General features: G+C 74.2%; 19 protein-coding genes and 1 tRNA gene. 14 read left to right on the top strand and 6 right to left on the bottom strand.

The window, feature by feature from the left end; genetic code table 11:
- Positions 1–583: 583 nt before the first annotated feature.
- The 8 genes from IF43_RS42765 (at position 584) to IF43_RS0117735 (ending at position 11907) form a co-directional block, all read left to right on the top strand.
- Positions 584–2638: a 2Fe-2S iron-sulfur cluster-binding protein gene (locus IF43_RS42765; RefSeq protein WP_234332285.1), complete on the top strand. Its 2055-nt coding sequence runs from the start codon at positions 584–586 to the stop codon at positions 2636–2638.
- Entirely contained in the window at positions 2635–4974 is a 2340-nt protein-coding gene (locus IF43_RS0117765; RefSeq protein ID WP_030201189.1) for a xanthine dehydrogenase family protein molybdopterin-binding subunit, read from the top strand. Before IF43_RS42765 ends, IF43_RS0117765 begins: the two co-directional genes overlap by 4 nt.
- Positions 4975–5173: 199 nt before the next feature.
- Entirely contained in the window at positions 5174–5773 is a 600-nt protein-coding gene (locus tag IF43_RS38140; protein ID WP_051795578.1) for a hypothetical protein, read from the top strand.
- On the top strand, positions 5773–7215 hold the full coding sequence (locus tag IF43_RS41680) for a hypothetical protein (RefSeq protein WP_158939388.1): 1443 nt from the start codon (positions 5773–5775) through the stop codon (positions 7213–7215). Before IF43_RS38140 ends, IF43_RS41680 begins: the two co-directional genes overlap by 1 nt.
- A gap of 109 nt (positions 7216–7324) precedes the next feature.
- Positions 7325–8407, top strand: a complete 1083-nt coding sequence (gene mycP, locus IF43_RS0117750) for a type VII secretion-associated serine protease mycosin (protein ID WP_324605117.1) — start codon at positions 7325–7327, stop codon at positions 8405–8407.
- Positions 8408–8489: 82 nt separating this feature from the next.
- Positions 8490–8891 (top strand): hypothetical protein, encoded by a 402-nt coding sequence (locus IF43_RS0117745; protein WP_030201178.1) that lies wholly within the window; start codon positions 8490–8492, stop codon positions 8889–8891.
- A gap of 13 nt (positions 8892–8904) precedes the next feature.
- Positions 8905–11196: a hypothetical protein gene (locus IF43_RS0117740; protein WP_030201176.1), complete on the top strand. Its 2292-nt coding sequence runs from the start codon at positions 8905–8907 to the stop codon at positions 11194–11196.
- A 21-nt stretch (positions 11197–11217) separates the two neighbouring features.
- Positions 11218–11907, top strand: coding sequence for a hypothetical protein (locus IF43_RS0117735; RefSeq protein WP_030201173.1), 690 nt, complete (start codon positions 11218–11220; stop codon positions 11905–11907).
- Between the two features lie 86 nt (positions 11908–11993).
- Here the strand turns inward: IF43_RS0117735 and IF43_RS0117730 are convergent.
- Positions 11994–12065 (bottom strand) — tRNA-Cys (locus IF43_RS0117730).
- A 300-nt stretch (positions 12066–12365) separates the two neighbouring features.
- Between IF43_RS0117730 and IF43_RS0117725 the strand changes: the two genes are divergently transcribed.
- The 6 genes from IF43_RS0117725 (at position 12366) to IF43_RS0117700 (ending at position 18402) form a co-directional block, all read left to right on the top strand.
- On the top strand, positions 12366–13961 hold the full coding sequence (locus IF43_RS0117725) for an MFS transporter (RefSeq protein WP_030201170.1): 1596 nt from the start codon (positions 12366–12368) through the stop codon (positions 13959–13961).
- 41 nt (positions 13962–14002) lie between these two features.
- Positions 14003–14200: an Arc family DNA-binding protein gene (locus tag IF43_RS0117720; RefSeq protein WP_030201167.1), complete on the top strand. Its 198-nt coding sequence runs from the start codon at positions 14003–14005 to the stop codon at positions 14198–14200.
- Entirely contained in the window at positions 14200–14568 is a 369-nt protein-coding gene (locus IF43_RS0117715) for a type II toxin-antitoxin system death-on-curing family toxin (RefSeq protein WP_030201165.1), read from the top strand. The genes IF43_RS0117720 and IF43_RS0117715 overlap by 1 nt, the downstream gene beginning before the upstream one ends.
- Before the next feature lie 314 nt (positions 14569–14882).
- Entirely contained in the window at positions 14883–16628 is a 1746-nt protein-coding gene (locus tag IF43_RS0117710) for a DEAD/DEAH box helicase (RefSeq protein WP_324605116.1), read from the top strand.
- A gap of 277 nt (positions 16629–16905) precedes the next feature.
- Positions 16906–17547, top strand: coding sequence for an IclR family transcriptional regulator (locus IF43_RS0117705; RefSeq protein ID WP_030201159.1), 642 nt, complete (start codon positions 16906–16908; stop codon positions 17545–17547).
- 57 nt (positions 17548–17604) lie between these two features.
- The gene (locus IF43_RS0117700) at positions 17605–18402 is read left to right on the top strand and encodes a PDZ domain-containing protein (protein WP_051795577.1); all 798 of its coding nucleotides are present in this window, start codon (positions 17605–17607) and stop codon (positions 18400–18402) included.
- Here IF43_RS0117700 and IF43_RS0117695 read toward each other — a convergent pair.
- The 5 genes from IF43_RS0117695 to IF43_RS0117675 all read right to left on the bottom strand — a co-directional run bounded on the left by IF43_RS0117695 (position 18371) and on the right by IF43_RS0117675 (position 23500).
- Positions 18371–19810, bottom strand: a complete 1440-nt coding sequence (locus IF43_RS0117695) for an MFS transporter (protein ID WP_078910256.1) — start codon at positions 19808–19810, stop codon at positions 18371–18373. The genes IF43_RS0117700 and IF43_RS0117695 overlap by 32 nt on opposite strands.
- Positions 19807–20040 carry a hypothetical protein gene (locus tag IF43_RS0117690; protein ID WP_030201151.1) on the bottom strand — a complete coding sequence of 78 codons (234 nt, stop codon included), beginning with the start codon at positions 20038–20040 and terminating at the stop codon, positions 19807–19809. Before IF43_RS0117690 ends, IF43_RS0117695 begins: the two co-directional genes overlap by 4 nt.
- 315 nt (positions 20041–20355) lie before the next feature.
- On the bottom strand, positions 20356–20970 hold the full coding sequence (locus IF43_RS0117685; protein WP_030201149.1) for a transcriptional regulator: 615 nt from the start codon (positions 20968–20970) through the stop codon (positions 20356–20358).
- Between the two features lie 50 nt (positions 20971–21020).
- Positions 21021–22280, bottom strand: coding sequence for an ABC transporter permease (locus IF43_RS38135; protein WP_051795575.1), 1260 nt, complete (start codon positions 22278–22280; stop codon positions 21021–21023).
- Positions 22277–23500: an ATP-binding cassette domain-containing protein gene (locus IF43_RS0117675; RefSeq protein ID WP_078910264.1), complete on the bottom strand. Its 1224-nt coding sequence runs from the start codon at positions 23498–23500 to the stop codon at positions 22277–22279. Before IF43_RS0117675 ends, IF43_RS38135 begins: the two co-directional genes overlap by 4 nt.
- Between the last annotated feature and the right edge of the window lie 69 nt (positions 23501–23569).

Genomic DNA, 23569 nt, shown 5'->3' with positions numbered 1-23569 from the left:
GGAGCCCCTGGAGGCACCCGGCCACGGGTACGTGCCGCCGGTGATCCCGCCCGTGGTGGTGGGCTCGGGCGGCGTGAGCACCGACCCGACGGCGACGGGCACCTGGTCGGTGCCGGTGGACTGGCAGGGGGCTGCGGACGCCCCGGCGGCCGCCGACCCGGCCGCGCACCCCTCGGCCGTCGACCCGGCCGCCGCCCTTTCCGGAGGCTGGCCGGAGGCGGCTCCCGGTACGCACGGCGGCACGGCGCAGTGGCACTTCCCCGAGGTGCCGGCCGCCGACGCGGGTGCGCACGCGGACGTCGCTGCGCACGCGGACGTCGCTGCGCACGCGGACGTCGCTGCGGGCGCGGGCACGGGCCCCGGCGGGCACGCGGGCCCGGACGCGGGTGCCCAGGCCCACGCGCTGACCGGCGAGTGGTCGATCCCGGTCGCGCAGGGTGACCTGCCCGAGGAGTCGGGGGAGTACGCCCGCTCCACGCTGGCCCCCGAGTGGGCCCAGCAGGCCCCGGCCACCCTGCCGGGCGGCGCCGCCGCTCCGTGGGCGGAGCAGCTCCAGCAGTGGCCCACCCCGTCGCAGGAGGCGATGGCGGAGGCGGCCGTGGAGCCGACCGAGGGCGCGGGCCAGGCCTTCGACGGCGTGCGCGGGTACGTCGCCCCGCCCGCGGACTACACGGGCACGTCGGTGCGGCTGTCCTACCCGGACGCGGCGGAGCCGGGCACGGTCCCGCAGGCCGCGGCGGGAGACCTTGCGGGCGCCCCCGGTGACGGGACCGGATCGGCTGCGGGTGCGGGTGCGGGTGCGGGTGCGGGTGACGGACTGGGGCACGGGCACGGGTACGTGGCCGGTCCCGGTGCGGACGCGGGCCACGGGCATCTGCCGGGCTCCGGTCTCACGGGCGAAGGCGGAGCCGACGCGCACGCGTACGGACACGGCGTCCCCCCCGAGGGCCCCGGACACACCGACGGGGCCGGGATCCCCGTCCCGTCGTGGGCCCTCTCCCCGGGTGACACCTCGCCCGGCTTCGACACCTCCGGCTTGGGCGCGGGCCAGGGCGCGCCCGTCGACCACTCGCTGGGCCAGGGCCTGCCGCTCGCGGCTCCGGCCGCGGACCCTTCGCTGAGCCGGGGCACGCCGCTTGCGGCCGGTGCCGGTGCCGGTGCGGGCGAGGGCCCCGCCGACGCCCACGCACCCGACCACTCGCTGGGCCACGGGCTGCCGCTCGCGGCTCCGGCCGCGGACCACTCGCTCGGCCAGGGCGTGCCGCTCGCGGACGCGGTCGCCGAGCACGCGCCCGGTGAGGGTGCCGCACTCGCGGGTGCGGCCCTCGGGGGCCTTCGCGCCGCCGCGGGCGCCGCCGACGGCCCCGGGGGCGCGGCGCCGCACGCGCACGGCCCCGGTGAGGGCGTCGAAGCTGCCGAGGGCCTTCCCGGCCACGAGCACGCCGCCGCCGACGTCCACCCCGGTCCCGGAGGATTCGCCGCCGCGGGCCCCGACGGTGCGGACGTTCCCCCCGCCGGGCGACCCGCGCGCCGCGGCCCGGGCACCGGTCCGGCTGCCGCGGATCCCGACCCCGTCGCCGAGGGGCCCGTACCCGCCCCGCACGAGGACGTACGGCACGACACCGCCGAGCCGGCCGTGCCCGCCGACGGGCCCGGGGAGGCCGTTGCCGGGCACGCGCCCGACGCGCCGGCCGAGGAGTCGGCCGGCGACCGGTCCGCGGAGCCCCCGCGGGGCTCGGAGGCGACCGGGGCGTCCGGTGAGCACGGTTCCGAGCCGGTTGCCGGGCCCGTTCCGGCCGCGCTCGCCGAGGAGCGTCCCCACACCTCGTACGTGCTGCGCGTGAACGGCGCCGACCGCCCCGTGACCGGCGCCTGGATCGGCGAGTCCCTGCTCTACGTGCTGCGTGAGCGGCTCGGCCTGGCCGGTGCCAAGGACGGCTGCTCGCAGGGCGAGTGCGGCGCCTGCGCCGTCCAGGTCGACGGCCGGCTCGTCGCCAGCTGCCTCGTGCCCGCCGCGACCGCCGCCGGCAGTGAGGTCCGTACCGTCGAGGGCCTGGCCCGCGACGGGCAGCAGTCCGACGTGCAGCAGGCGCTGTGCCGGTCCGGGGGCGTCCAGTGCGGATTCTGCATCCCCGGCATGGCCATGACCATCCATGACCTGCTGGAGGGCAACCACGCCCCCACCGAGCTCGAAACCCGCCAGGCGCTGTGCGGCAACCTCTGCCGCTGCTCCGGCTACCAGGGCGTGCTCCAGGCGGTCCGCGAGGTCGTCGCCGAGCGGGCGGAGTCCGTCGACGGCGACGAGGCGCCGCACGCCGAGAGCGTCTTCGACCCCGCTCCCGAGAGCAGGGTCCCGCACCAGGCCCCCCCGGGTGCGGGCGGAGTCCATCCCGACCACCACCACCTCGGCCACGACGGCGGCCCGTACGGCCACGACGGCCACGACGGCCACGACGGCCACTTCGGGCAGGACACCCAGTACGGGCACGAGGGCAACTACGGGCACGAGGGCCAGTACGGGCACGAGGGCCAGTACGGGCATGAGGGCCAGTACGGGCACGAGAGCCAGTACGACCACGACGGCGGCAACGGAGGCACCGGCATGGGCACCGGCACGTCCACGGGAGGCACGGCGTGAGCAACGACGCGGCCACCGCCACCGCCCTGGGCACCGCCCCCGGTGCCCACCCCGCCGGTCCGGACGGCCCCGCCGAGCCGGAGCCCGCGTACGGGATCGGCGCCAGCCTCGCGCCCGCCGACACCCGCGCGAAGACCGAGGGCACCTACCCGTACGCCGCCGACCTGTGGGCCGAGGGCCTGCTGTGGGCCGCCGTCCTGCGCTCCCCGCACGCGCACGCCCGCATCCGGTCGATCGACACCTCCGCCGCGGTCGAGATGCCCGGCGTCCGCGCGGTCATCACCCACGCCGACGTGCCCGGCTGCTCCACGCACGGCCGCCGCATCACCGACCGGCCCGTCTTCGCCCACGACGTCGTGCGCCACCACGGCGAGCCCATCGCCGCCATCGCGGCCGACCACCCCGACACCGCGCGCCTGGCCGCCGCCGCGATCGCCGTCGAGTACGAGCTGCTGGAGCCCGTCACCGACCCCGAGAAGGCGTTCGGCGCCGCCCCGCTGCACCCCGACGGCAACCTCGTCCGCCACATCCCGCTGCGGTACGGCGACCCCGACGCGACCGGTGAGGTCGTCGTCGAGGGGCTCTACCGGATCGGCCGCCAGGACCCCGCCCCCATCGGAGCCGAGGCCGGCCTCGCCGTGCCCCGCCCCGACGGCGGCGTCGAGATCTACACCGCCTCCACCGACCCGCACTCCGACCGCGACCAGGCCGCCGCCTGCTTCGGCCTGGAGCCCGAGCGCGTCCGGATCGTCGTCACCGGCGTGCCCGGGGCCACCGGCGACCGCGAGGACGCGGGCTTCCACCTGCCGCTCGGCCTGCTGGCCCTGCGGACCGGCTGCCCCGTCAAACTCGCCGCCACCCGCGAGGAGTCCTTCCTCGGCCACTCCCACCGCCACCCCACCCTGCTGCGCTACCGCCACCACGCGGACGCCGAGGGCCGGCTGGTCAAGGTCGAGGCGCAGATCCTGATGGACACGGGCGCGTACGCGGACGCCTCGTCCGAGTCGCTGGCCGCGGCCGTCGCCTTCGCCTGCGGCCCGTACGTCGTGCCGCACGCCTTCGTCGAGGGCTGGGCCGTCCGCACCAACAACCCGCCCTCCGGCCACGTGCGCGGCGAAGGCGCGATGCAGGTGTGCGCGGCGTACGAGGGCCAGATGGACAAGCTCGCCGCCAAGCTGGGCCTGGACCCGGCCGAGCTGCGCATGCGCAACGTCCTGGCCACCGGCGACCTGCTGCCCACCGGCCAGACCGTGACCTGCCCGGCACCGGTGGCCGAACTGCTGCGCGCGGTCCGCGACTTCGAGCTGCCCGCGCTGCCCAAGGACACGCCCGAGGACGAATGGCTGCTGCCCGGCGGCCTGGAGGGCGCGGGCGAGCCCGGCGCCATCCGGCGCGGGGTCGGCTACGCCCTCGGCATGGTGCACATGCTCGGCGCGGAGGGCACCGACGAGGTCTCCACCGCCACCGTGAAGGTCCACGACGGCGCCGCGACCGTGATCTGCGCGGCCGTCGAGACCGGCCAGGGCTTCACCACCCTCGCCCGCCAGGTCGTGCAGGAGGTCCTGGGCATCGAGGACGTCCGGGTGGCGCCGGTCGACACCGACCAGCCGCCGGCCGGGCCGACCACGCACGGCCGGCACACCTGGGTGTCCGCGGGGGCCGTCGAGCGGGCCGCGAAGATGGTCCGGACGCAGCTGCTCCAGCCCATGGCCCACAAGCTGGGCATGTCGACGGAGCTCCTGCAGGTCGCCGACGGGAAGATCACCTCGTACGACGGGGCGTTCTCGACCACCGTCGCCGAGGCCATGGCGGGCAAGGAGCTGTGGGCCACCGCCCAGTGCCGGCCGCACCCGACCGAACCGCTGGACGAGGCCGGGCAGGGCGACGCGTTCGTGGGGCTCGCCTTCTGCGCGATCCGCGCGGTGGTGGACGTCGACATCGAACTGGGCGCGGTGCGGGTGGTCGAGCTCGCCGTCGCGCAGGACGTCGGCCGGGTCCTCAACCCGCGCCAGCTCGCGGCCCGTATCGAGGCCGGCGTCACGCAGGGCCTGGGCGCGGCCCTCACCGAGAACCTCCGCACGGCCGGCGGGCTGCTGCGCCACCCCGACCTGACGGGGTACGCGCTGCCGACGTCCCTGGACGCGCCGGACATCCGGATCGTCAAGCTGGTGGAGGAGCGCGACGTGGTCGCCCCCTTCGGCGCCAAGGCGGCCAGCGCGGTGCCGGTCGTGACCTCCCCGGCGGCGGTGGCGGCGGCGGTGCGCTCGGCGACCGGGCGGCCGGTGAACCGGCTGCCGATCCGGCCCCAGGCGGCGGTCGCGGCCCCCAACTCCTGAGCGGACGGGGAGGGTTGGACGGGCGCGCGGGCCGTTGCACGTGCAACCCGGAGTGTGCCCTGTCATAGGCGCTCGATAGAGTGGCCCCGCTTTGATCCCGCTTCGATCTCGTACGGATGCGAATCCGGAACGGGCCGGACCGGACCCGTGAGGGCCCCGTCCGGACGGCGGGTACGGGGACCACGGGGAGGGCCGAGGGGTGGCACTGGACGACGGGGCGGGCGGTTTCGGCCTGTTCGCGGGGCTGGCCGCGGGCACCGCCGGCATCGCGGGCGCGGTGGCCGGGCAGGCCAAGGCGCTGACGGTCGAAGTCGAGTCGATGCAGAAGTTCACGTCGCGCGTCGACGAGTTGCTGACCAAGCTGGAGGGCTCGCAGGCCGCGCCGAAGCGCATGGCCGACGGCAGCCTGCCCAGCGGTCACCTGGGCACCGGCTTCGGCGAGGCGGACGGGCTGTACGCGGCGTACCACACGGTGCACGCCCAACTGGCCATGCTCTCCAAGGGACTCGCGGGCCAGATCGAGGCACTGAGCATCGCCGTCGAGTCGTCGCGGGTCGGGTACGAGAACGTCGACGACGACGTCAAGCAGCGCATGCGGCGGCTGCACGCGGACGCCGAGAAGCACTACGACCCCACCCGCGACCCGGCGGTCGACCACCCGACGATGCCCCGGGGCGGCGCCGGTGGCGGCGGCGGTACCGGAAACGGTGGCACCGGTGTCGGCGGCGGCACCGGCAACGGCGGTTCCGGCGACGGCGGTTCGGGCGGCAACGGCAGCACTGCGGGAGGCTCGTTCTGATGGCGACCAACTTCGAGGGCTACTCCCACCAGGCCCTGCTGGACATGCTGGAGTCGGCGAACGCTGCGACCGCGAAGGACCTGGGCACGCAGCTCACCGAGGCGGCCAGGACCATCAAGGAGATCGGCGAGGACCTCAAGGCCCACGCCCCCAAGGTGGTCTGGGAGGGCGAGGGCGGCGACGCGTTCCGCGAGTGGGTCAACGCCACGGGCAACGCGACGCTCCGCCTCGGCGAGTACAGCGCGACCGGCGGCACGTGGATGACCAACGCCGCGCAGACCATCGTCGAGGTCAAGGCCAACATGCCCGCCCGCGACGCCGCAGCGAAGGCCAACCTCGACGCCGCCCACGCCGCCCCGCACGACCCGGACTCGGCCCAGATCGCCCGCGACGCGCGCGCGAAGCTCGACGGCGACCACGCGCAGGCGGTCCAGCAGATGAACAAGCTGGCGCAGTCGTACGAGGCCTCGTCCCAGGCGATGAACCGAGCGGAGGCACCTACGTTTCCGCCGCCGCCAGCCACCTTCCTGCCCGTGGATCGCTATGGTGAGGAAGCGATCAGCCGACCAGACAGCGACTATGCCGGTAGCAGCGGCGCCCCCAGTGGGCGAGGTAGTGGGACAGACGGCCCCAACCGCGCACCGGGGGTCACTCCCGGGAGCCCTGGTGGCCCTGGCGCCCACGCACCGGGGTTGCCCGCTGGTCCCGGCCCGTCCCACCCCGCCCCGGCACCCGCGCACCCTGGCAGCACCGTCCCGGACGACCGTGTTGATGTCGGCATTGACCGGGCCGCCACCCTCCCGGGGAGGGCCGACCCGCCCTCGCTGCACGCCACTCCTCCGGGTGGAACCGGGCCGGGCGGTGCAGGGATCCCCCCTGCACCTGCTGCCCCGCCCGTTTTCGTGCCCCCGAACACCCGACCGGGCCCTGGGGGTGGCCATTTTCCGCCAGCCAACGGCGTACGGCCGCCTGCTCCGCCTGTCACTGGTGCACCCGGGCGCATCGGAAGTGGGCCGTCCCCTGTGGGCCGAGACTCCGGGATTGTCGGCGGACGTCAGGTCCCGGCAGGCAAGGGGCCGGCCGCGGGCATTCCGCGCGGCACCGTCATCGGTGGCGAACCGGGTCAGGCGGGTCGCGCGCAGGAGGGTTACGCCCGAGCGGGTGGGGCCGCACGAGCTGGCGTGCCCAACTCTCCTGTCGGAGCTGGCCAACAGGGTCGATCTTCAGCCACGGGCCGCCCGTTCACACAAGGCGGGTCGGGCCTAGTGCGCGGTCAGAGCAGCGGTGCCCCGAGTGGCCTGCAGGGCATGAGGTCGACCTCTCCGCAGTCTCAGTCTGGGACGGAGCGGGAGCGGCCCGGCAACCGACCCGACTACCTTGCCGAGGACGAGGAGACCTGGCTGCCGGGCAACCGCCGCGTTGTCCCGCCGGTGATCGACTGAGCGGAACGGACTGCACGAGATGCGCATGTGGAGAGGTACCTCTGCCGTGGTAGGCCTGCTACTGGCTGCAGTCGCTGCGACTCCAGCCCACGCGGAGACCATTCGCTCCATGCAATGGCATCTCGATGTGATGCAGGCCGAGGAGATGTGGCAAACGTCTACTGGCAAGGGCATCACGGTTGCGGTCATCGACAGTGGCGTGGGTCATGTGCCCGAACTTGACGGCCAAGTACTGAGGGGCAAAGACCTCGCAGTCGGGGTGAAGGGCGACGAGCGGACCGACTATGGCGGCCACGGTTCGGGTATTGCATCCGTGATCGCGGGCACGGGCCGAAGTGCGGGTGCTGATGGTGCCTTCGGTCTCGCCCCTGGCGTCAAGATCCTTCCCATCCGCGTGCCCCACGAAATGCGGGATGACAAGACGTACCCATCCCATAGCGAAGCGATTCGGTTTGCGGCTGACTCCGATGCCCGTGTCATCAACATCTCACTAGGCTTGGCCTACGCCGATCCAGCCATCGCTGAAGCCGTGAAGTACGCCGTCTCGAAGAACAAGTTGATCTTCGCCTCGGTCGGGAACACCGGCTTCGGGCGCAACCTCCCCGAGTACCCCGGCGCCACCCCCGGCGTCGTGGGCGTGGCAGCCATCGGGCGGGATGCCAAGGCCACGGACGAGTCCCAGCACGGCCCGCAGGTAGATCTGGCCGCGCCCGGTGAGGACATCGTGCACGCCTGCATCAAGGCCACAGGGCTCTGCAAGAGCCACGGAACGAGCGACGCGACGGCCCTCGCATCCGCCTCCGCCGCGTTGATCTGGGCCGCGCACCCCACCTGGACCAACAACCAGGTCCTGCGCGTCATGCTCAACACCGCCGGGAAGCCCCGCGACGGGGTGAAGCGCAACGACTACATCGGCTACGGCGTCGTACGGCCCCGGGTGGCGCTGACCGACCCGGGGGACCCCGGGCCGGCCGACGTGTACCCGCTCCCCGACCTCGCAGCGGCGCAGAAGCCCGCCTCCGGCTCGCCGGACCCGGCCCCCTCCGGGACGCCGCCGGCGGTCGCCGGGCCGGGGGTCATCGACGACGGGTCGGGCGGCAACGAGCCGTACCTGGCGCTCGGCGTCGGCGCGGCGGTGCTGATCGCCGGGGGCGTGACCGTACTCACCGTCCGAGCACGCCGTCGCCGCTGACGCCCCGCTGATCCGACCTTCTGAACAACCGAACAACCGAAGAACCGAAGAACCGACCGTCATGGGAAGGAGAAGCGGCACGGTGTCCTTCGAAGAGGAGTGGTCCTCCGCGCGCACTACGGCGGCAGCGACCGGAAGAGGCGGCGCACGTGTAGCCACCCGCCCCGACCTGAAGGTCGACGGCGACGAACTCGGGGCGGTCGGCAGCGAGGCGTACGGGCTCCACCAGCGGCTCTCCCGGGACGGAGACCACGCCCGCCCCGCCACCTTCGACGCGGCCGTCGCCCTCACCGGCGCGGACTTCTCCAGCGGAGCGGCCCTGCTCACCGTCCACGACCGGTGGAACACGCAGCTGCACACCCTCCTCGACGCGTGCGCGCAGATCTCCAACCACCTGGACTACTCGGCCGCCACCCATGCCCGGGAGGAGGCGGACATCGCCGCCAGCTTCTCCACCTCCAAGATCAACGAGTGTCTGACGTGACCGGGGACGAGACATGGTGACCTTCGCGGACGTCTACACGCTCCGTCTCGGCCCGCTCCACGACGCCGTCACCGACTGGCGCACCATGGCCGCCCGGCTCGACGAGCTGGCCCACGCGGCCGCGACGGGCATGCTGGCGAAGGCGGACCGGGCCGACTGGCGCGGCGTGAACGCCGACGTGACCAAGCCCTTCATCGCCAAGACGGCGAAGGAGTTAGAGGACGCGGCGGCCGAGGCGAAGGGCATCGGGGCGGTCCTGGCCGACGGCTACGAGGCCTTCAAGCACGCCCAGGACGAGCTGAGGCGCATCGTCAGCACGGACGCGCCGGCCGACCACCTCACCGTCGACACCACCACCGGCGCCGTCCGGACCGCCGACCCCCTGGGGACGCGGCCCGACGACGGGGAGCTGGTCAGGGCCCGTGACAAGGCGGCCACCGCCCTCGGCACGCGCATCGCGGCGGTCCTGGACGCCTGCGACGACGCGGACCGTTCCATGGCCCGCGCCCTGCGCGCGAACGTCGGGGACGACGCGCACGACTTCCACCGGCCCGTGTACGACAGCCTGGACGCCGAGGAGGCGGCCCGTGCCACAGCCCTCGCACTGAAGGGACGGGAGCTCAGCCACGAAGAGCTCGAGCAGCTCAACGAGCTGCTCGCCGACAACAGCGGCTCCGCTGTCTTCGCCACCCGCTTCTACGAGTCGCTCGGGCCGCGGCGGGCGCTGGAGTTCTTCGGGCAGCTGGCGACGGACACGTACGACTACACCGACCTGGACGAGGAACGGCTGGGCGACGTACGGGAGCTCCAGCGCAACCTGGGTCTGAACCTCGCCACCGCCACCGACCCGGACCACCGGCCCCACCTGCCCGACCGCTTCGGCACGGAGCTGCGGCGGCTCGGCACCGAGCGGATCATGCTCGGGCCGTACGACCGGACCGGGGCGTTCGGCTACCAGCTGCTGGGCGGGATCATGCGGTACGGGAACTACGACGCGCGCTTCCTCACCCCGATCGCGGAACACGCGGCGCAGCTGCACGCGAAGAACCCGTACCTCTTCGCCGAGACCAAGCCCCTCGGGACCGTCCCCCGCAACCCCTTCAACCCCTCCGGGGTCAACGGCTCCGGCTTCGACCCGATGACCTCCTTCCTGGAGGCCCTGGGCCACAGCCCCGACGCGGCCAAGCACTTCTTCGCCGACGTGCCGCACGCCTACGCGCACGACGGCACGCCGATGCCGGGCAGGGCCGACCTCGGCAAGGGCGTGACGAACTACCTCGACTTCTTCGGGAACGCCAAGTACGAGGCATTCCCCGACACGGAGTTCGTCGGCGAGGCCAAGAAGGCGGCCGGCTACCCGACCGACGCCCTGGGCCACGCGCTGGAGGCCGCCACCCTCGGCCACGCCTGGGACGACCCCCACCCGAAGCTCGTCCGCGACGCCGACTCGGCGGCGGTGATGAAGCAGGTGGTCCTGAAGTACGGCGCCGACGCCGAGCTCCTCAAGCACCACGAGGCTCTCGCCGACAGCCTCGGCAACATGACGGCCGGTTACATCGACGACGTCAACTGGGGCCTCAACAACCACCGGGCGGACAGCCTTTACGCGCCCCGGGGCATGTCGGGCCACATCGAGCTCAGCCGCGAGCAGACGCGGGCCCTGCTGAGCGCGCTGGGCCAGCACCCGGACGCCTATGCCACCGTCTCCACGGCCGAGCGTGTGTACGCGGCCAGCGTCCTGGAGGCGCAGGTGGCCCCGGACGGCCACATCGACCACGGGCGGGCCCGGTCCGCCCTCCTGACCAGCTCGGAGGTGCAGGGCGTGCTCGACCAGTCGCGTGCCGACCAGGTCGCGAAGGACGGAGCCGAGAAGCAGAAGGAGTTCGAGCGGGCGCACGAGCAGCGCGCGGCCTGGGTCGAGTTCGGGGGCGCCGCAGTGGTAGCGGGCGGCGCGGCCCTTCTCCCCGAGGCGGCGGCCGGCGCGGTTCTGGTACCCCTGGCGGTCGAGACCGGGAGCGGGGCGCTGGAGCAGGTCTTCGGCGACGTGGTGGGGGATTGGTCGGACCACGCGGTCGACGAGAGCGAAGAGAAGATCGAGGCGCAGATCAAGGACGAGAACCGTGCCGTCTACAGGGCTGGCGAGCACAGCGCCGAAGCGCCCATGAAGCACTTCATCAAACGCCACCGCATCGGGTGGGACAGCGCGCAGGGCGTGGAGCTGCGGCAAGCTGTGAGCGGCGGCTACGGGGTCGGCAACGACCGTGCCGCGCAACAGGGGCACGCGCCGGTGGCCGAGCCCAGCTGAGACGCCATGGAGGGAACGAGGGTGCGCATACGGACGATCACTGCCGGGTTGCTGGCCCTCGGCGTCCTGACCGCCGGGTGTACCTCGCCGGGTACACCCGAGAACACCCTCCCGACACGCCGCGTCGAGGAGGTCCCGGCGTCTCGGGTGTGCGGCGGCACCCTGCTCGACACGGCTGCGGTCTCGGCCTTGGAGCGCCTCACACACAGCACCGCCTTCGACCCGGAGGCGGTGAAGAAGGACCACGGTGCGCCTGAGATCGCCCGCGTCATGGAGGCCGCATTCCGGTCCGGGGACGGCGTGCTGAACGCTCCGGAGGACGGGTGCGAGATCAGCCCGGTCGATTCCTCCTCCGCGTTTCCGACCATCGTGGTCGCCTTCATCGCGCTCGGGAAGGCGCCTGCCGGGACACCCACCGACGAACCCAACGAGATGTCCACGCCCGGCGTGCTCGCCCGCGCCTCCGAAGACGGCGCGAAGATCTACTTCGACTGCGAGAGCCGTCGCCTGGGAACGACAGAGGAGCATCCGCTGAGGCTGCGCTCCGAGGTGCAGAACTCGGTGCGGGAGCGAGGCGAGCCGGCCGCCACGCGCCACGACAACCTCACCCTCGCCCACTCCGCCGCCGTGGCCGTGGCCAAGGAGCTCGGGTGTGCGGGGAACGGGGGGCTGCCGGGGACCGCGGCGGGGTTGCCGGTGCCGGGGGAGTGAGGCGGGCACGCGGACGGCGTCCGGATCCTCGGGGTTCCGGACGCCGTCCCACTCGCACGCCGATCAGACAGACCCCAGCGGCGCAGACGCCGTGACCGGAATCGAACCGGTGTAAACCGCTTTGCAGGCGGTTCCCTCAACCACTCGGGCACACGGCGGGGTGCATCGGGGTCCCCCTCGGCCTGCGCCCGGCGCCACGGTTCGCGTCGGTCCTCGCCCCTCCGGGAGTCCGGTGCGGGCCTCGGGGTTCCTCGATGGGAAGACCGTACGGGGGCCGGGGAAAGGGTCGGAAGGGGATCGGGCGGCCTGCAATCCGACTGCCATCCTGCGTTCACGGACGACCCGTCCCGGCGCGCGCGCCGACCTTCGGCCTAGGGCGCGGGGACCAGTGCGGATCCGCCGAAAGCCGGGGGGAAATGACAGGGGCGAAAATCGTCCACGCCCCTTACTCTGGGGCGATGACCGCCCTGGAGCCGAAGGCCGTGTCCGACACCGCCGCACCACCGCACACCGCGCCTGCCCCCGCCCCCGCCGAGGGGACGGTCCCCGTCGGCACCCGTGGCGAGCGGCACGGCAGTGGCGGCGCGGACACGGACACGGGCACGGGCGCCGGCACGGGCACGGGCACGGGCGGGGTGCTCGGGCCCGACCACCGGCTGCTCACCCTCGGCATGGTCACCGTCGTCCTGCTCATCGCCTTCGAGGCCACCGCCGTCGGCACCGCCATGCCGGTGGCCGCCCGCGACCTCGACGGCGTCGGGCTGTACGCCTTCGCCTTCTCCTCCTACTTCACCACGAGCCTCTTCGGCATGGTCTGGGCCGGCCAGTGGTGCGACCGCCAGGGCCCGCTGCGCCCCCTGACCGCCGGCATCGCCGGCTTCGCCGCCGGCCTGGCGATCTCCGGCACCGCCGGGGCGATGTGGTTGTTCGTGTTGGGTCGGGCGGTGCAAGGCCTGGGCGGCGGGTTGGTGATCGTCGCGCTGTACGTGGTCGTCAGCCGCGCCTACGACGAACGGCTGCGCCCGGCGATGATGGCCGCCTTCGCCGCGAGCTGGGTGGTGCCGTCGATCATCGGCCCGCTGGCCGCCGGCACGGTCACCGAGCACCTCGGCTGGCGGTGGGTGTTCGTCGGCATCCCCGTGCTCGTGGTGTTCCCGCTGCTGATCGCGCTCCCCGCGATACGCCGCACCGCCTCCGGCCCCGCCGAGCCCGCCGACCCCGACGCCCCGCCCGCCGTCTTCGACGGGCGGCGGATCCGGCTCGCGTGCGGGATCTCGGTGGGGGCCGGGCTGCTCCAGTACGCCGCCCAGGACCTGCGCTGGCTGTCGCTGGCGCCCGCCCTGGCGGGCCTGGCGCTGCTCGTGCCGTCCTCGCTCGGGCTGCTGCCGCGCGGTACGTACCGGGCGGCCCGCGGCCTGCCCGCCGTCGTGCTGCTGCGCGGGGTCGCGGGCGGGGCGTTCATCGCCGCGGAGAGCTTCATCCCGCTCATGCTCGTCACGCAGCGCGGACTGAGCCCCACGATGGCCGGCTTCGCGCTCGCGCCCGCCGGCCTCACCTGGGCGGTGGGCTCCTGGGTGCAGGCCCGGCCGTGGGCCGAGCCGTACCGGGAGCGGCTCGTGGTCGGCGGCATGGTGCTGGTGGCGCTGTCGATCGCGGCCGTGCCGACCGTGCTGATCGAGTCGGTGCCGGTGTGGCTGCTGCCCGTCTACTGGGGCGTGGGCTGTTTCGGCATGGGGCTGGCGATCGCGGCGAGCAGCGTGCTGCTGTTGAAGCTGTCGGCGCCGGAGGAGGCGGGCACGAACTCGGCCGCCCTGCAGATCTCCGACGCCCTCTCGAACGTGGTGCTGCTCGCCGGTGGCGGCGTGGCCTTCGCCGCCCTGGGCGGCGGGGCCGTCGGCGCGGCCCACGCGGCCACCGCGGGAGGCGCCTCGCACCCGGCCGCCTTCGCGGCGGTCTTCCTCCCGATCGCGGTGGTCGCGGCCGTGGGGGTGTGGGTGTCGGCCCGCATCACCCCGCCGGCCGAGTCACCCGTGCGGGGTGCCGAAATCGGGTGACACCGCGCGGTACCGCGCGGTACCGCGCGGTGCCGTCAATCATGGCTGGTCTCAACGTCAGGTTCACCGAAGCAGAGCTCGACGCCTTGCGCGAACGTGCCGAGGCGGAAGGGCGCAGCATGCAGTCCTTCGCGCACGATGCCGTCATCAGAGCAGTAAACGAACACAGCCGGCTCTTCAACGAAGCGGCCGAGCATGTCCTGAAGGCGAGTGAGGAGCTGAACCGGAGGCTCGCCTGATGCACTACCTGACTCTGCCGGAGCTGCTGAACCTCGCGGAGAGGCTCGGAGCGGGCGACGTCCGTGACTACGGGCTGCTGGACTCCGCTCTGGCACGTCCGCAGTCCAGTGTGTTCGGCCAGGACGCCTACCCGGACGTGTGGCAGAAGGCTGCCGCACTGATGGAGTCACTGGCCCGGAACCGTGCACTGGTGGACGGCAACAAGCGGATCGCCTGGTATGCGACCTGGGTCTTCCTTCATATGAACGGCCACCCCCTGGACGGACCGTTCGACGTCGACGAGGCCGAGCAGTTCGTGCTGGACGTGTGCCAGGGCGCGCTCGACGTCCCGAAGACCGCCGCGCAGCTCCCGCGCTTCGCTGCCTGACCCCCCGTGCCCCGCACCCCCGGGACCCCAACAGGGTCCCCCCGGGTGCGGGGCACCGCCATGCCCGCCCCAGCCGCACGCCGGGTACCGGAAAGCGTCGCCCCCGTCGGAATGTGAGGCTCGCCGCACCGCGCGAGGTCACGGCCTCGTCTGCCTCCGGCGAGGCGGAGGGCCCCGGTAAGGTGGCCCGGTTGTCCTACGTACGACCGCCCGGACCGCAGGTCCGAAGGCGCGACCACCCGTACCGCCCGACCGCCCCGTACCGCCGCGCCCGCCGGCGCGGCCCGTACCCGCGAGAGCCCGAACCGGAGACCGTGACTACTACCGCCTCCCACCACCTCTCACCCGCCTTCCCCGGCCGTGCCCCCTGGGGCACGGCCAGCAAGCTGCGCGCCTGGCAGCAGGGGGCGCTGGACAAGTACGTCCAGACGCAGCCCCGCGACTTCCTCGCGGTCGCCACGCCCGGCGCCGGCAAGACCACCTTCGCCCTGACCCTCGCGTCGTGGCTGCTGCACCACCACGTCGTGCAGCAGGTGACCGTCGTCGCCCCGACCGAGCACCTCAAGAAGCAGTGGGCCGAGGCCGCCGCCCGGATAGGCATCCGGCTCGACCCGGAGTACTCCGCCGGCCCGCTGAGCAAGGAGTACCACGGCGTCGCCGTCACCTACGCCGGCGTCGGCGTGCGCCCGATGCTCCACCGCAACCGCTGCGAGCAGCGCAAGACCCTCGTCATCCTCGACGAGATCCACCACGCCGGTGACTCGAAGTCCTGGGGCGAGGCATGCCTGGAGGCCTTCGACCCCGCGACCCGCCGCCTCGCGCTCACCGGCACGCCCTTCCGGTCCGACACGAATCCCATTCCCTTCGTGACGTACGAGGAAGGGAACGACGGAATCCGGCGGTCCTCCGCCGATTACACCTACGGCTACGGAAATGCTCTCGGCGACGGGGTGGTTCGTCCGGTCATCTTTCTGTCGTACAGCGGAAATATGCGCTGGCGCACGAAGGCAGGCGACGAGATCGCCGCGAAACTCGGCGAGCCGATGACCAAGGACGCGATCTCGCAGGCATGGCGCACCGCGCTCGACCCGCGCGGCGACTGGATGCCGAACGTGCTGCGCGCCGCCGACCAGCGGCTCACCGAGGTCCGCAAGGGCATTCCGGACGCCGGCGCCCTGGTCATCGCCTCCGACCAGGACTCGGCCCGCGCGTACGCCAAGCTCATCCGCGAGATCACCGGCAGCAAGGCCACGCTCGTACTGTCCGACGACGCCGGCGCCTCGAAGAAGATCGACGAATTCAGCGGAAGCGACGACCGGTGGATGGTCGCCGTCCGCATGGTGTCCGAGGGCGTCGACGTCCCCCGCCTCGCGGTCGGGGTGTACGCGACCACCATCTCCACCCCGCTGTTCTTCGCGCAGGCGGTCGGGCGTTTCGTACGTTCGAGGCGCCGCGGCGAGACCGCGTCCGTGTTCCTTCCGACGATTCCCTACCTCCTCGGATTCGCCAACGAGATGGAGGTCGAGCGCGACCACGTCCTCGACAAGCCCAAGAAGCAGGGCGAGGACGAGGACCCGTACGCCGAGTCCGAGAAGGAGATGGACGAGGCGAACAAGCAGCAGGACGAGGACACCGGCGAGCAGGACATGCTGCCCTTCGAGGCGCTGGAGTCCGACGCCGTCTTCGACCGCGTGCTCTACGACGGCGCCGAGTTCGGCATGCAGGCCCACCCGGGCAGCGAGGAGGAGCAGGACTACCTCGGCATCCCCGGCCTGCTCGAGCCCGACCAGGTGCAGCTGCTGCTGCAGAAGCGGCAGGCCCGGCAGATCGCGCACAGCCGCCGCAAGCCCGACACCGAGGCCGACCTGCTCGAGCTGCCGGCCGAGCGCCGCCCCGTCGTCTCGCACAAGGAGCTGCTGGAGCTGCGCAAGTCCCTCAACACCATGGTCGGCGCGTACGTCCACCAGAGCGGCAAGCCGCACGGGTGCGGAGGAACGCACGGGCCCCGCCCCTTTTCCCGGACGTGGCCGGTGTCGTACTTAACGGTAATTAATCCATAAGCCCGATCGGCGCCGTATAAAGTCCTCGGTGTTGCCGACCTTGGTCCTGAAACGGCGCAAATTGCTTGCTACCGCCCGGATTCTGGACGAGGGCTTCCGCTCAGCGGGACCCGGTCGCTACATTCCCCGCAACGAAACGCCCCGTGGCAGCGCCGCCGCGGAGCGCAGCCGGTGCTCAAAGCCTTTACCGGCGGCCTCTCCGTGCGTCGCCGATGGGACCGGCAGCGCTACCGCCCGATGAGAGATCACCGCCGCTCACCACAGAGGGAGAGGCGTCGTGACCGCGGAAACCTCCCAGACGCTCGACCGAGGGCTGCGCGTCCTCAAGCTGCTAGCCGACACCGACCACGGTCTGACCGTCACCGAGCTCTCCAACCGGCTCGGTGTCAACCGCACGGTCGTCTACCGACTCCTCGCCACGCTGGAACAGCACGCCCTCGTCCGCCGGGACATCGGCGGCCGGGCCCGCGTCGGCCTGGGGGTCCTGCGGCTGGGCCGGCAGGTCCACCCGCTCGTCCGCGAGGCGGCCCTGCCCGCCCTGCGCTCGCTCGCCGAGGACATAGGCGCCACCGCGCACCTGACCCTCGTCGACGGGACGGAGGCCCTGGCGGTCGCCGTCGTCGAACCGACCTGGACCGACTACCACGTGGCCTACCGGGCCGGCTTCCGCCACCCGCTCGACCGCGGGGCCGCCGGCCGGGCCATCCTCTCCGCCCGCCAGAGCGGCCTGTCCGACCCCGGGTACACCCTCACCCACGGCGAGCTCGAAGCCGGGGCGTCCGGGGCCGCGGCGCCGCTGGTCGGCATCACCGGCCTGGAGGGCAGCGTCGGCGTGGTGATGCTCGCCGACACCATCCCCGAGCGGGTGGGGCCCCGCGTGGTCGACGCGGCCCGCGAGGTCGCCGACGCCCTGCGCTGAGCCCGACCGTACGAGGCGACTGCCGCGCTCCGGGCACCCGGCCAGTAGATTGGCCGGGTGCTCTCTCGCCTCACACGTCTGCCCCGTCCCGCCGCGCTCGCGATCTGCGCCGCCCCCGTGGTCGCGCTGTTCGCCGTCGTGGCCCTCGCCCCGCTGCCCTTCGCGCTCGCGCGCCCCGGCATGACGGCGGACGTGCTGGGCTCCCAGAAGGGCAAGCCGGTCATCACGATCAGCGGCGCCCCCACCCGCGACACCTCCGGGCAGCTGCGGATGACCACCATCGTGGCCACCGGGCCGTCGGCGGAGGTGGGCCTCGGCGACGTCGTCGACAGCTGGTTCCGCACGGACCGGGCCGTACTGCCCAAGGAGGCGGTCTACCCGTCGGGCAAGAACGACGAGCAGATCGAGCAGCACAACCTGGAGCAGATGGAGCAGTCCCAGTCCAGCGCGACCACCGCCGCCCTCGGCTACCTGCACGAGGACCCCGAGAAGGTGAAGGTCGACCTCGAGCTCGCCGACGTCGGCGGCCCGAGCGCAGGCCTGCTGTTCTCGCTCGGCATCGTCGACAAGCTCGACGGCGACGGCGCCGGCGGCGACCTCACGGGCGGCCGGAAGATCGCGGGCACCGGGACCATCTCCGACACCGGCACGGTCGGCGCGGTGGGCGGGGTGGCGCTGAAGACCCAGGCCGCGCGCCGCGACGGGGCCACGGTGTTCCTCGTACCGAAGGCCGAGTGCTCCGACGCGAAGTCCGACCTGCCGGCCGGGCTCCGGCTGGTCCCCGTCACGACCCTCTCGGACGCCGTGGACTCGCTGCGGCAGCTCAAGAAGGGCGGGCAGGTACCGGCGTGCTGACGCCGGCCTCCGGGTCGGTCGCCGGGCCGGTCGCCGCACCGGTCTCCGGGTCGGTCGCCGCGCCGGCCTGCGGGCCGGTCCCCGGGCCGCCCGTACGGGCCGCCGCCGGCACCGTCGCGTGCTCCGGGCCCATCGTCCGCCAGGCCGGGAAGACCAGCGGCGACAGCGTCGCCAGCAGGTAGACGGAGCCGAGGGCGAGCAGCGCCCCCGTGACGCCGATCCGGTCGACCAGCAGGCCCGCCGCGAGTCCGCCCAGCGGCATGGTCAGCTCGCAGCCCGCGGTGGTGACTCCCGTGACGCGGCTGCGCAGCTCCTCCGGCACCCGCTCGAAGAGCACCGTGGTCAGCACCGGGTTGAGCACCCCGGCGCCGAGTCCGCCGAGGGCCATCGTCACGGCCAGCGGCAGCGTCGTACCGGTGGTCGCCGCGACCAGCCACCGGGTCGGGCCGCTGACCAGGAACGCGGTCGCGAACACCGCCCGGCGCGGCAGCCGCTCGCCGTACGCGCCGTACAGCAGCGCACCGAGCAGCGCGAAGCCGCCGAACAGCGAGACCAGCAGGCCCAGCTGAGCGGATCCGCCCAGCTCGTCGCGGGCGTGCACGGGCAGCAGCACCGAACTCCACGCCTGGTCCAGCCCGTTGGTGGTCATCACCATGACGGTGACGGCCAGCAGCAGCCGGGTGCGCAGCAGGAAGGCGTACCCCTCGCGCAGGTCCGCGCGGTACGAGGCCAGGGAGACGGGGGTGCCGTCGCGGACCGGCTCGGCCGCCGCCACTCCGCGGACCCCGGCCCGGACGAGGGCCGCGGAGGCGAGGAAGGAGGCGCCGTCGAGCAGCAGCACGGACTCCGCCCCGACCAGCGCGATCAGGACGCCCGCCAGGGCCGCGCCGAGCATCCGGGCGCCCCGCGAGACCCCGTCGTACAGGCTCGCGGCCCGGGTGACGGTGGTGCCGGCGTGCTGCGCGAGGCTGGGCAGGAGGACGCCGCGGGCGGTCAGGCCCGGGGTGTGGACCAGTCCGCCGAGCGCCATGAGGGCGCACAGCATCCAGAACTCCAGCGCGCCCGCGTAGTGCAGCAGCGGGATCGCGCCGACGGCCAGGCCGCAGACCAGGTCGGAGGCGACGGAGACGCGGCGGCGGCCGATCCGGTCGATGACCGGGCCGCCGACGAGGGCGGCGACGACCACGGGCAGGGTCGCGCAGAAGGCGACGAGCCCGGCCCGGCCGGCGCTTCCGGTGGTCTGCAGCACGAACCAGGGCACGCCGATGAGGGTGAGCGAACTTCCCGCGATGGAGATGGTGTTGGCGACCAGGACGGCGGTGAGGGGACGGCGGGCGGCCCGGGAGCGGGCCGCGGCGGGGGAGTCGCGGGCACTCGTGCGGCGGGTGCCCGGCAGCCGGGCGCTCATGCGGCGGACGCCGGGTGGGCGAGGCGGGTGCCGGCGTGGACCAGCGCCATGCCGAGGCGGTGGCGCAGGCGGTGCGCGGGGGAGGCGGCGGCAGCCGCGTCCTCGGCGCGGGCGAGGCCGGCGCGCGCGGTGCGGGCCTCGCGGGCCAGGCGCCAGTCGCGGGCGGCGGTGCGGAGCTCGGCGGAACGGGTCAGGTGGGTGGGGAGGTGGGCCTCGATGAAGGTGTGCATGACAAGACTCCTTCTGTGGGGGCGCGCGGAGGTGTTGGCGTGTCAGGGCGCGCAGGGGTGTCGGGGTGGCGCGGGGCCGCGGGGCGCGGGGGCGCGAGGTGGTGCCGCGCGTGGGGGCGGCGCGCGTGGGGGCGGCGCGCGCGTGGGGGCGCCGTGCGTGGGGGCGGCGGAGTGCGTGTGGGGCGCCGCGCGTGGCGGCGGCGCCGTGCGTGCCGGTGGCCGGGGCGCGGGGTGCCGAGGAGGAAGGGGAGGTGGGGCGGGGGCGGTCGGGCCGCGGGTCGCTCAGCGGGTGGCGGCCCCCGCCCCCTGTCGGCGTCAGTCGCCGGTGCGCGGGAGGGCGTGGATGTGGAAGCGCACCTTGCGGCTGCCGTCCCCGCCCTCGTGTGCGTGGTAGGACTCGATCAGGTCGTGCAGTTCGCGCACCAGCCGCGCGGTCTTCTCGGCCGTCAGGTTCAGCTTGAAGTCGCTGAGGTCCGAGGCGAGTTGCCATTCGGCCGGCTCGCGGTGCAGGTTGCCGATCCAGGTGCTGGTCTCCTGGGCGTGGTTGGTGGCGACCTCGTGTCGGAACAGGTCCACCGCGCCGCGCACTTCGGGGTTGGGGTCGGTGGCCACGTCGTCGGGCAGCCGGATCCCGTCGTGGCTCGGGCGCCACCAGCGCTCGCGCCCCTTGCCGTGGCCGGGGGCGTCCTCGACGAACCCGTACGTGGCGAGCTGCCGCAGGTGGTAGCTGGTGGCGCCGCTGGACTCGCCGAGCCGGTCGGCCAGTTGGGAGGCCGTGGCGGGGCCGGTCAGGCGCAGCTCCTTCAGCAGGTGCATGCGCAGCGGGTGGGCCAGCCCGCGAAGGGTCCGGGCGTCGAGGTCCTGGATGCTCCGCTCGGGCTGTGCGGTCTCTTCGGCCTCGGGCTGCGGGCCTTCGGTGTTCTCGGGCATGGCCTCACCCTAGGTGTTGCAAAGACTCCTATGCAAGGGTTTCTTTGCAACTACTTCTTTGCATCGCCTCCTCCGGTTGCCGCGAGTCCGCCGGCCAGGGCCGGGACCGCGGTGTTCTCCCTGTTCAGAGCCTTCTTACGGGCCTCCGTCGCGCGGTCCGGGACCCCGCGGCCCGGACCCGGGCGACCCGCGGCGGCCCGGCCCGCGGCACTCCGCGGCGTGAGCAGCGCGGCCACCAGCGCGCCCAGCCAGTCCGCCAGCAGCGCCACCGCCACCGCCAGCACGGCCCCGAGCACCAGCACCGGAGCCCGCCCGGTCCGCAGCCCCGCGACGATCAGCGTGCCGAGCCCGCCGCCCCCGGCGAAGACCGCGAGCGCCGCCGCCCCCGCGCACATCACCAGGGTCTGGCGCACCCCCGCGAGCACGGCGGGGGCAGCCAGGGGCAGTTCCACCCGCCGCAGCGTCGCGGGTCCCGACATCCCGAGCGCGCGGGCGGCCCGTACCAGGCCGGGATCCACCGCGCGCAGCCCGCGCGCGGTCCGCGCGACCACCGGCAGCGCCCCGTACGCGGCCATCGCCGCGACCGCGGTCGCCGGACCGGGCCCGGCCACGACCACCAGCAGCGCCAGCAGCCCGATGGCCGGAACGGCCCGCCCGATCACGGCCAGCCGCGCCAGCACCGGCACGGCCGGCCGCAGCGCCCGGCGGGAGAGCGCGATGCCGAGGGGGAGGCCGAACAGCAGCGCCCAGCAGGCGGCGGCCGCGGTCAGCCGCAGGTGGTCCCACAGCAGCAGCCGCACGGCCCCGCCGGTCAGCGCGGGATCGCTCAGCGCGGCGCCGGCCGCGCCGGCCGGACCGGTCGCCGCGGGGTCGGCGGAGCCCGGATCGGCCGGGCCGGTGTCGGTCGGACCTGGAACGGCCAGGCCCGGACCGGTCAGCGCCGGATCGGTCAGGCCCGGATCGGTCAGCGCCGGATCGGTCAGGGCCGGCCCGACGAGGGCCGGGTCGGCCAGCGCGGGCCCGGCGACCGGGTCCGGTCCGGTCCACGTGCTCCACAGGTACGCCGCCACGACCGCGCCCGCCAGCAGCAGCGACGGCAGTACGGTCCGCCGCACCGGCCCGCCCCCGGCCGCGGCCGGGGGCGGGGACGCGGGCGGGACCTCCGGCTCGACGGCGGCGGGGGCGCCGGCTGCGGCCGGCGCGGTCAGCTCGGGCCGGTCCGCGTCGAGGAACGCCAGGCCCTTCACCTCGTGCTCGCCGGGTGGCCGTTCGGGCGGCCGGGGGCCGGCCCCGTGCGCGGGCGCGGTCATGCGGCACCCGCCCCCTCGGCGGCCGCCAGGGCCGCGGCCGTCTCGGCGGCCGCCTGCCCGCCCGCGGCCCGCTCGTCCGCGGCCTGCCGGCGCGCGGCCGCCCGGTCGGCGGCGAGCAGCTCCCGCACCGAGTCCAGCAGCGTCTCCAGGTCGACGACGCCGACGTACTCGCCGCGCCGCCCGGTCACCGCCACCCGGCCGCCGCTGTCGGTCAGCGCGGCCTCCAACGCGTCGTGCAGGGTCGCGTCGCGCGTCACGGTGTCGTGCACCAGCTGCCCGGCCCGGGCCAGCGAGCCCTTGGCCCGCATCAGGTCCGCGCGCCGGAGCCACTTGTACGGACGGCCCTGCCCGTCGAGCATGAGCAGCTCGTTGTGCGGGCCCAGCCGCAGCTTGTTGAAGATGTCCTGCAGCGGGTCGTCCACGGTCGCCGTCGGAAAGGCGGCCACCTCCACGTCCCGTACGCGCGTCAGGCCCAGCCGTTTCAGTGCCGCACCCGCACCCGCGAACCCGGACACGAAGTCGTCGGCCGGATCGGTCAGCAGTGCCTCGGGGGTGTCGAACTGGGCGATCTGCGACCGCTCCCGCAGTACCGCGATCCGGTCGCCCAGCTTGACCGCCTCGTCGAAGTCGTGGGTGACCAGGACGATCGTCTTGCGCAGCTCCCGCTGGATGCGGATCAGCTCGTCCTGGAGGTGGTCCCGGGTGATCGGGTCCACCCCGCGGAACGGTTCGTCCAGCAGCAGGACCGGGGGATCGGCGGCGAGCGCCCGGGCCAGGCCGGCCCGGTGCCGCTGTCCGGCCGTGAGCCGGTCGGGCCGGCGGTCGTGGAACTCGTGCGGGTCCAGGCCGACCAGGTCGAGCACCTCCTCGACCCGGTCGCGCACCCGCGCGCCGGACCAGCCCGACATGCGCGGCACCAGGGCGGCGTTCTCGCCGACCGTCATGTGCGGGAACAGGCCCACGGAGGCGTCCACGTACCCGATGCGGCGGCGCAGCTTGACCGGCGACATGCCGAGGACGTCCCGTTCGCCGATCCGGATGCGGCCGGCGCTGGGCTCCACCAGGCGGTTGATCATCCGGAGGGTGGTCGACTTCCCGCAGCCGGACGGTCCCACCAGCACCACGGTCTCGCCGGGCCGGATGTCCAGGGTGACGTCCTCGACGGCGGGCGCGTCGGCGCCGGGGAACCGTTTGGTCAGCCCTTCCAGCCGGATCGGCAGGCCCGGCCGGCTCCCGGAGGCGGGGGTGGTGGCGGGAGTGGGGGTGGAGGGGAGGGCGGGGGTGAGGGG

Source organism: Streptomyces sp. NRRL S-87, assembly GCF_000719335.1.
In the GTDB taxonomy this organism is placed as follows: Bacteria; Actinomycetota; Actinomycetes; order Streptomycetales; family Streptomycetaceae; genus Streptomyces.
Note: the sequence above shows the minus strand (reverse complement) of the source record. Positions and strands in the feature narration are given on the sequence as shown.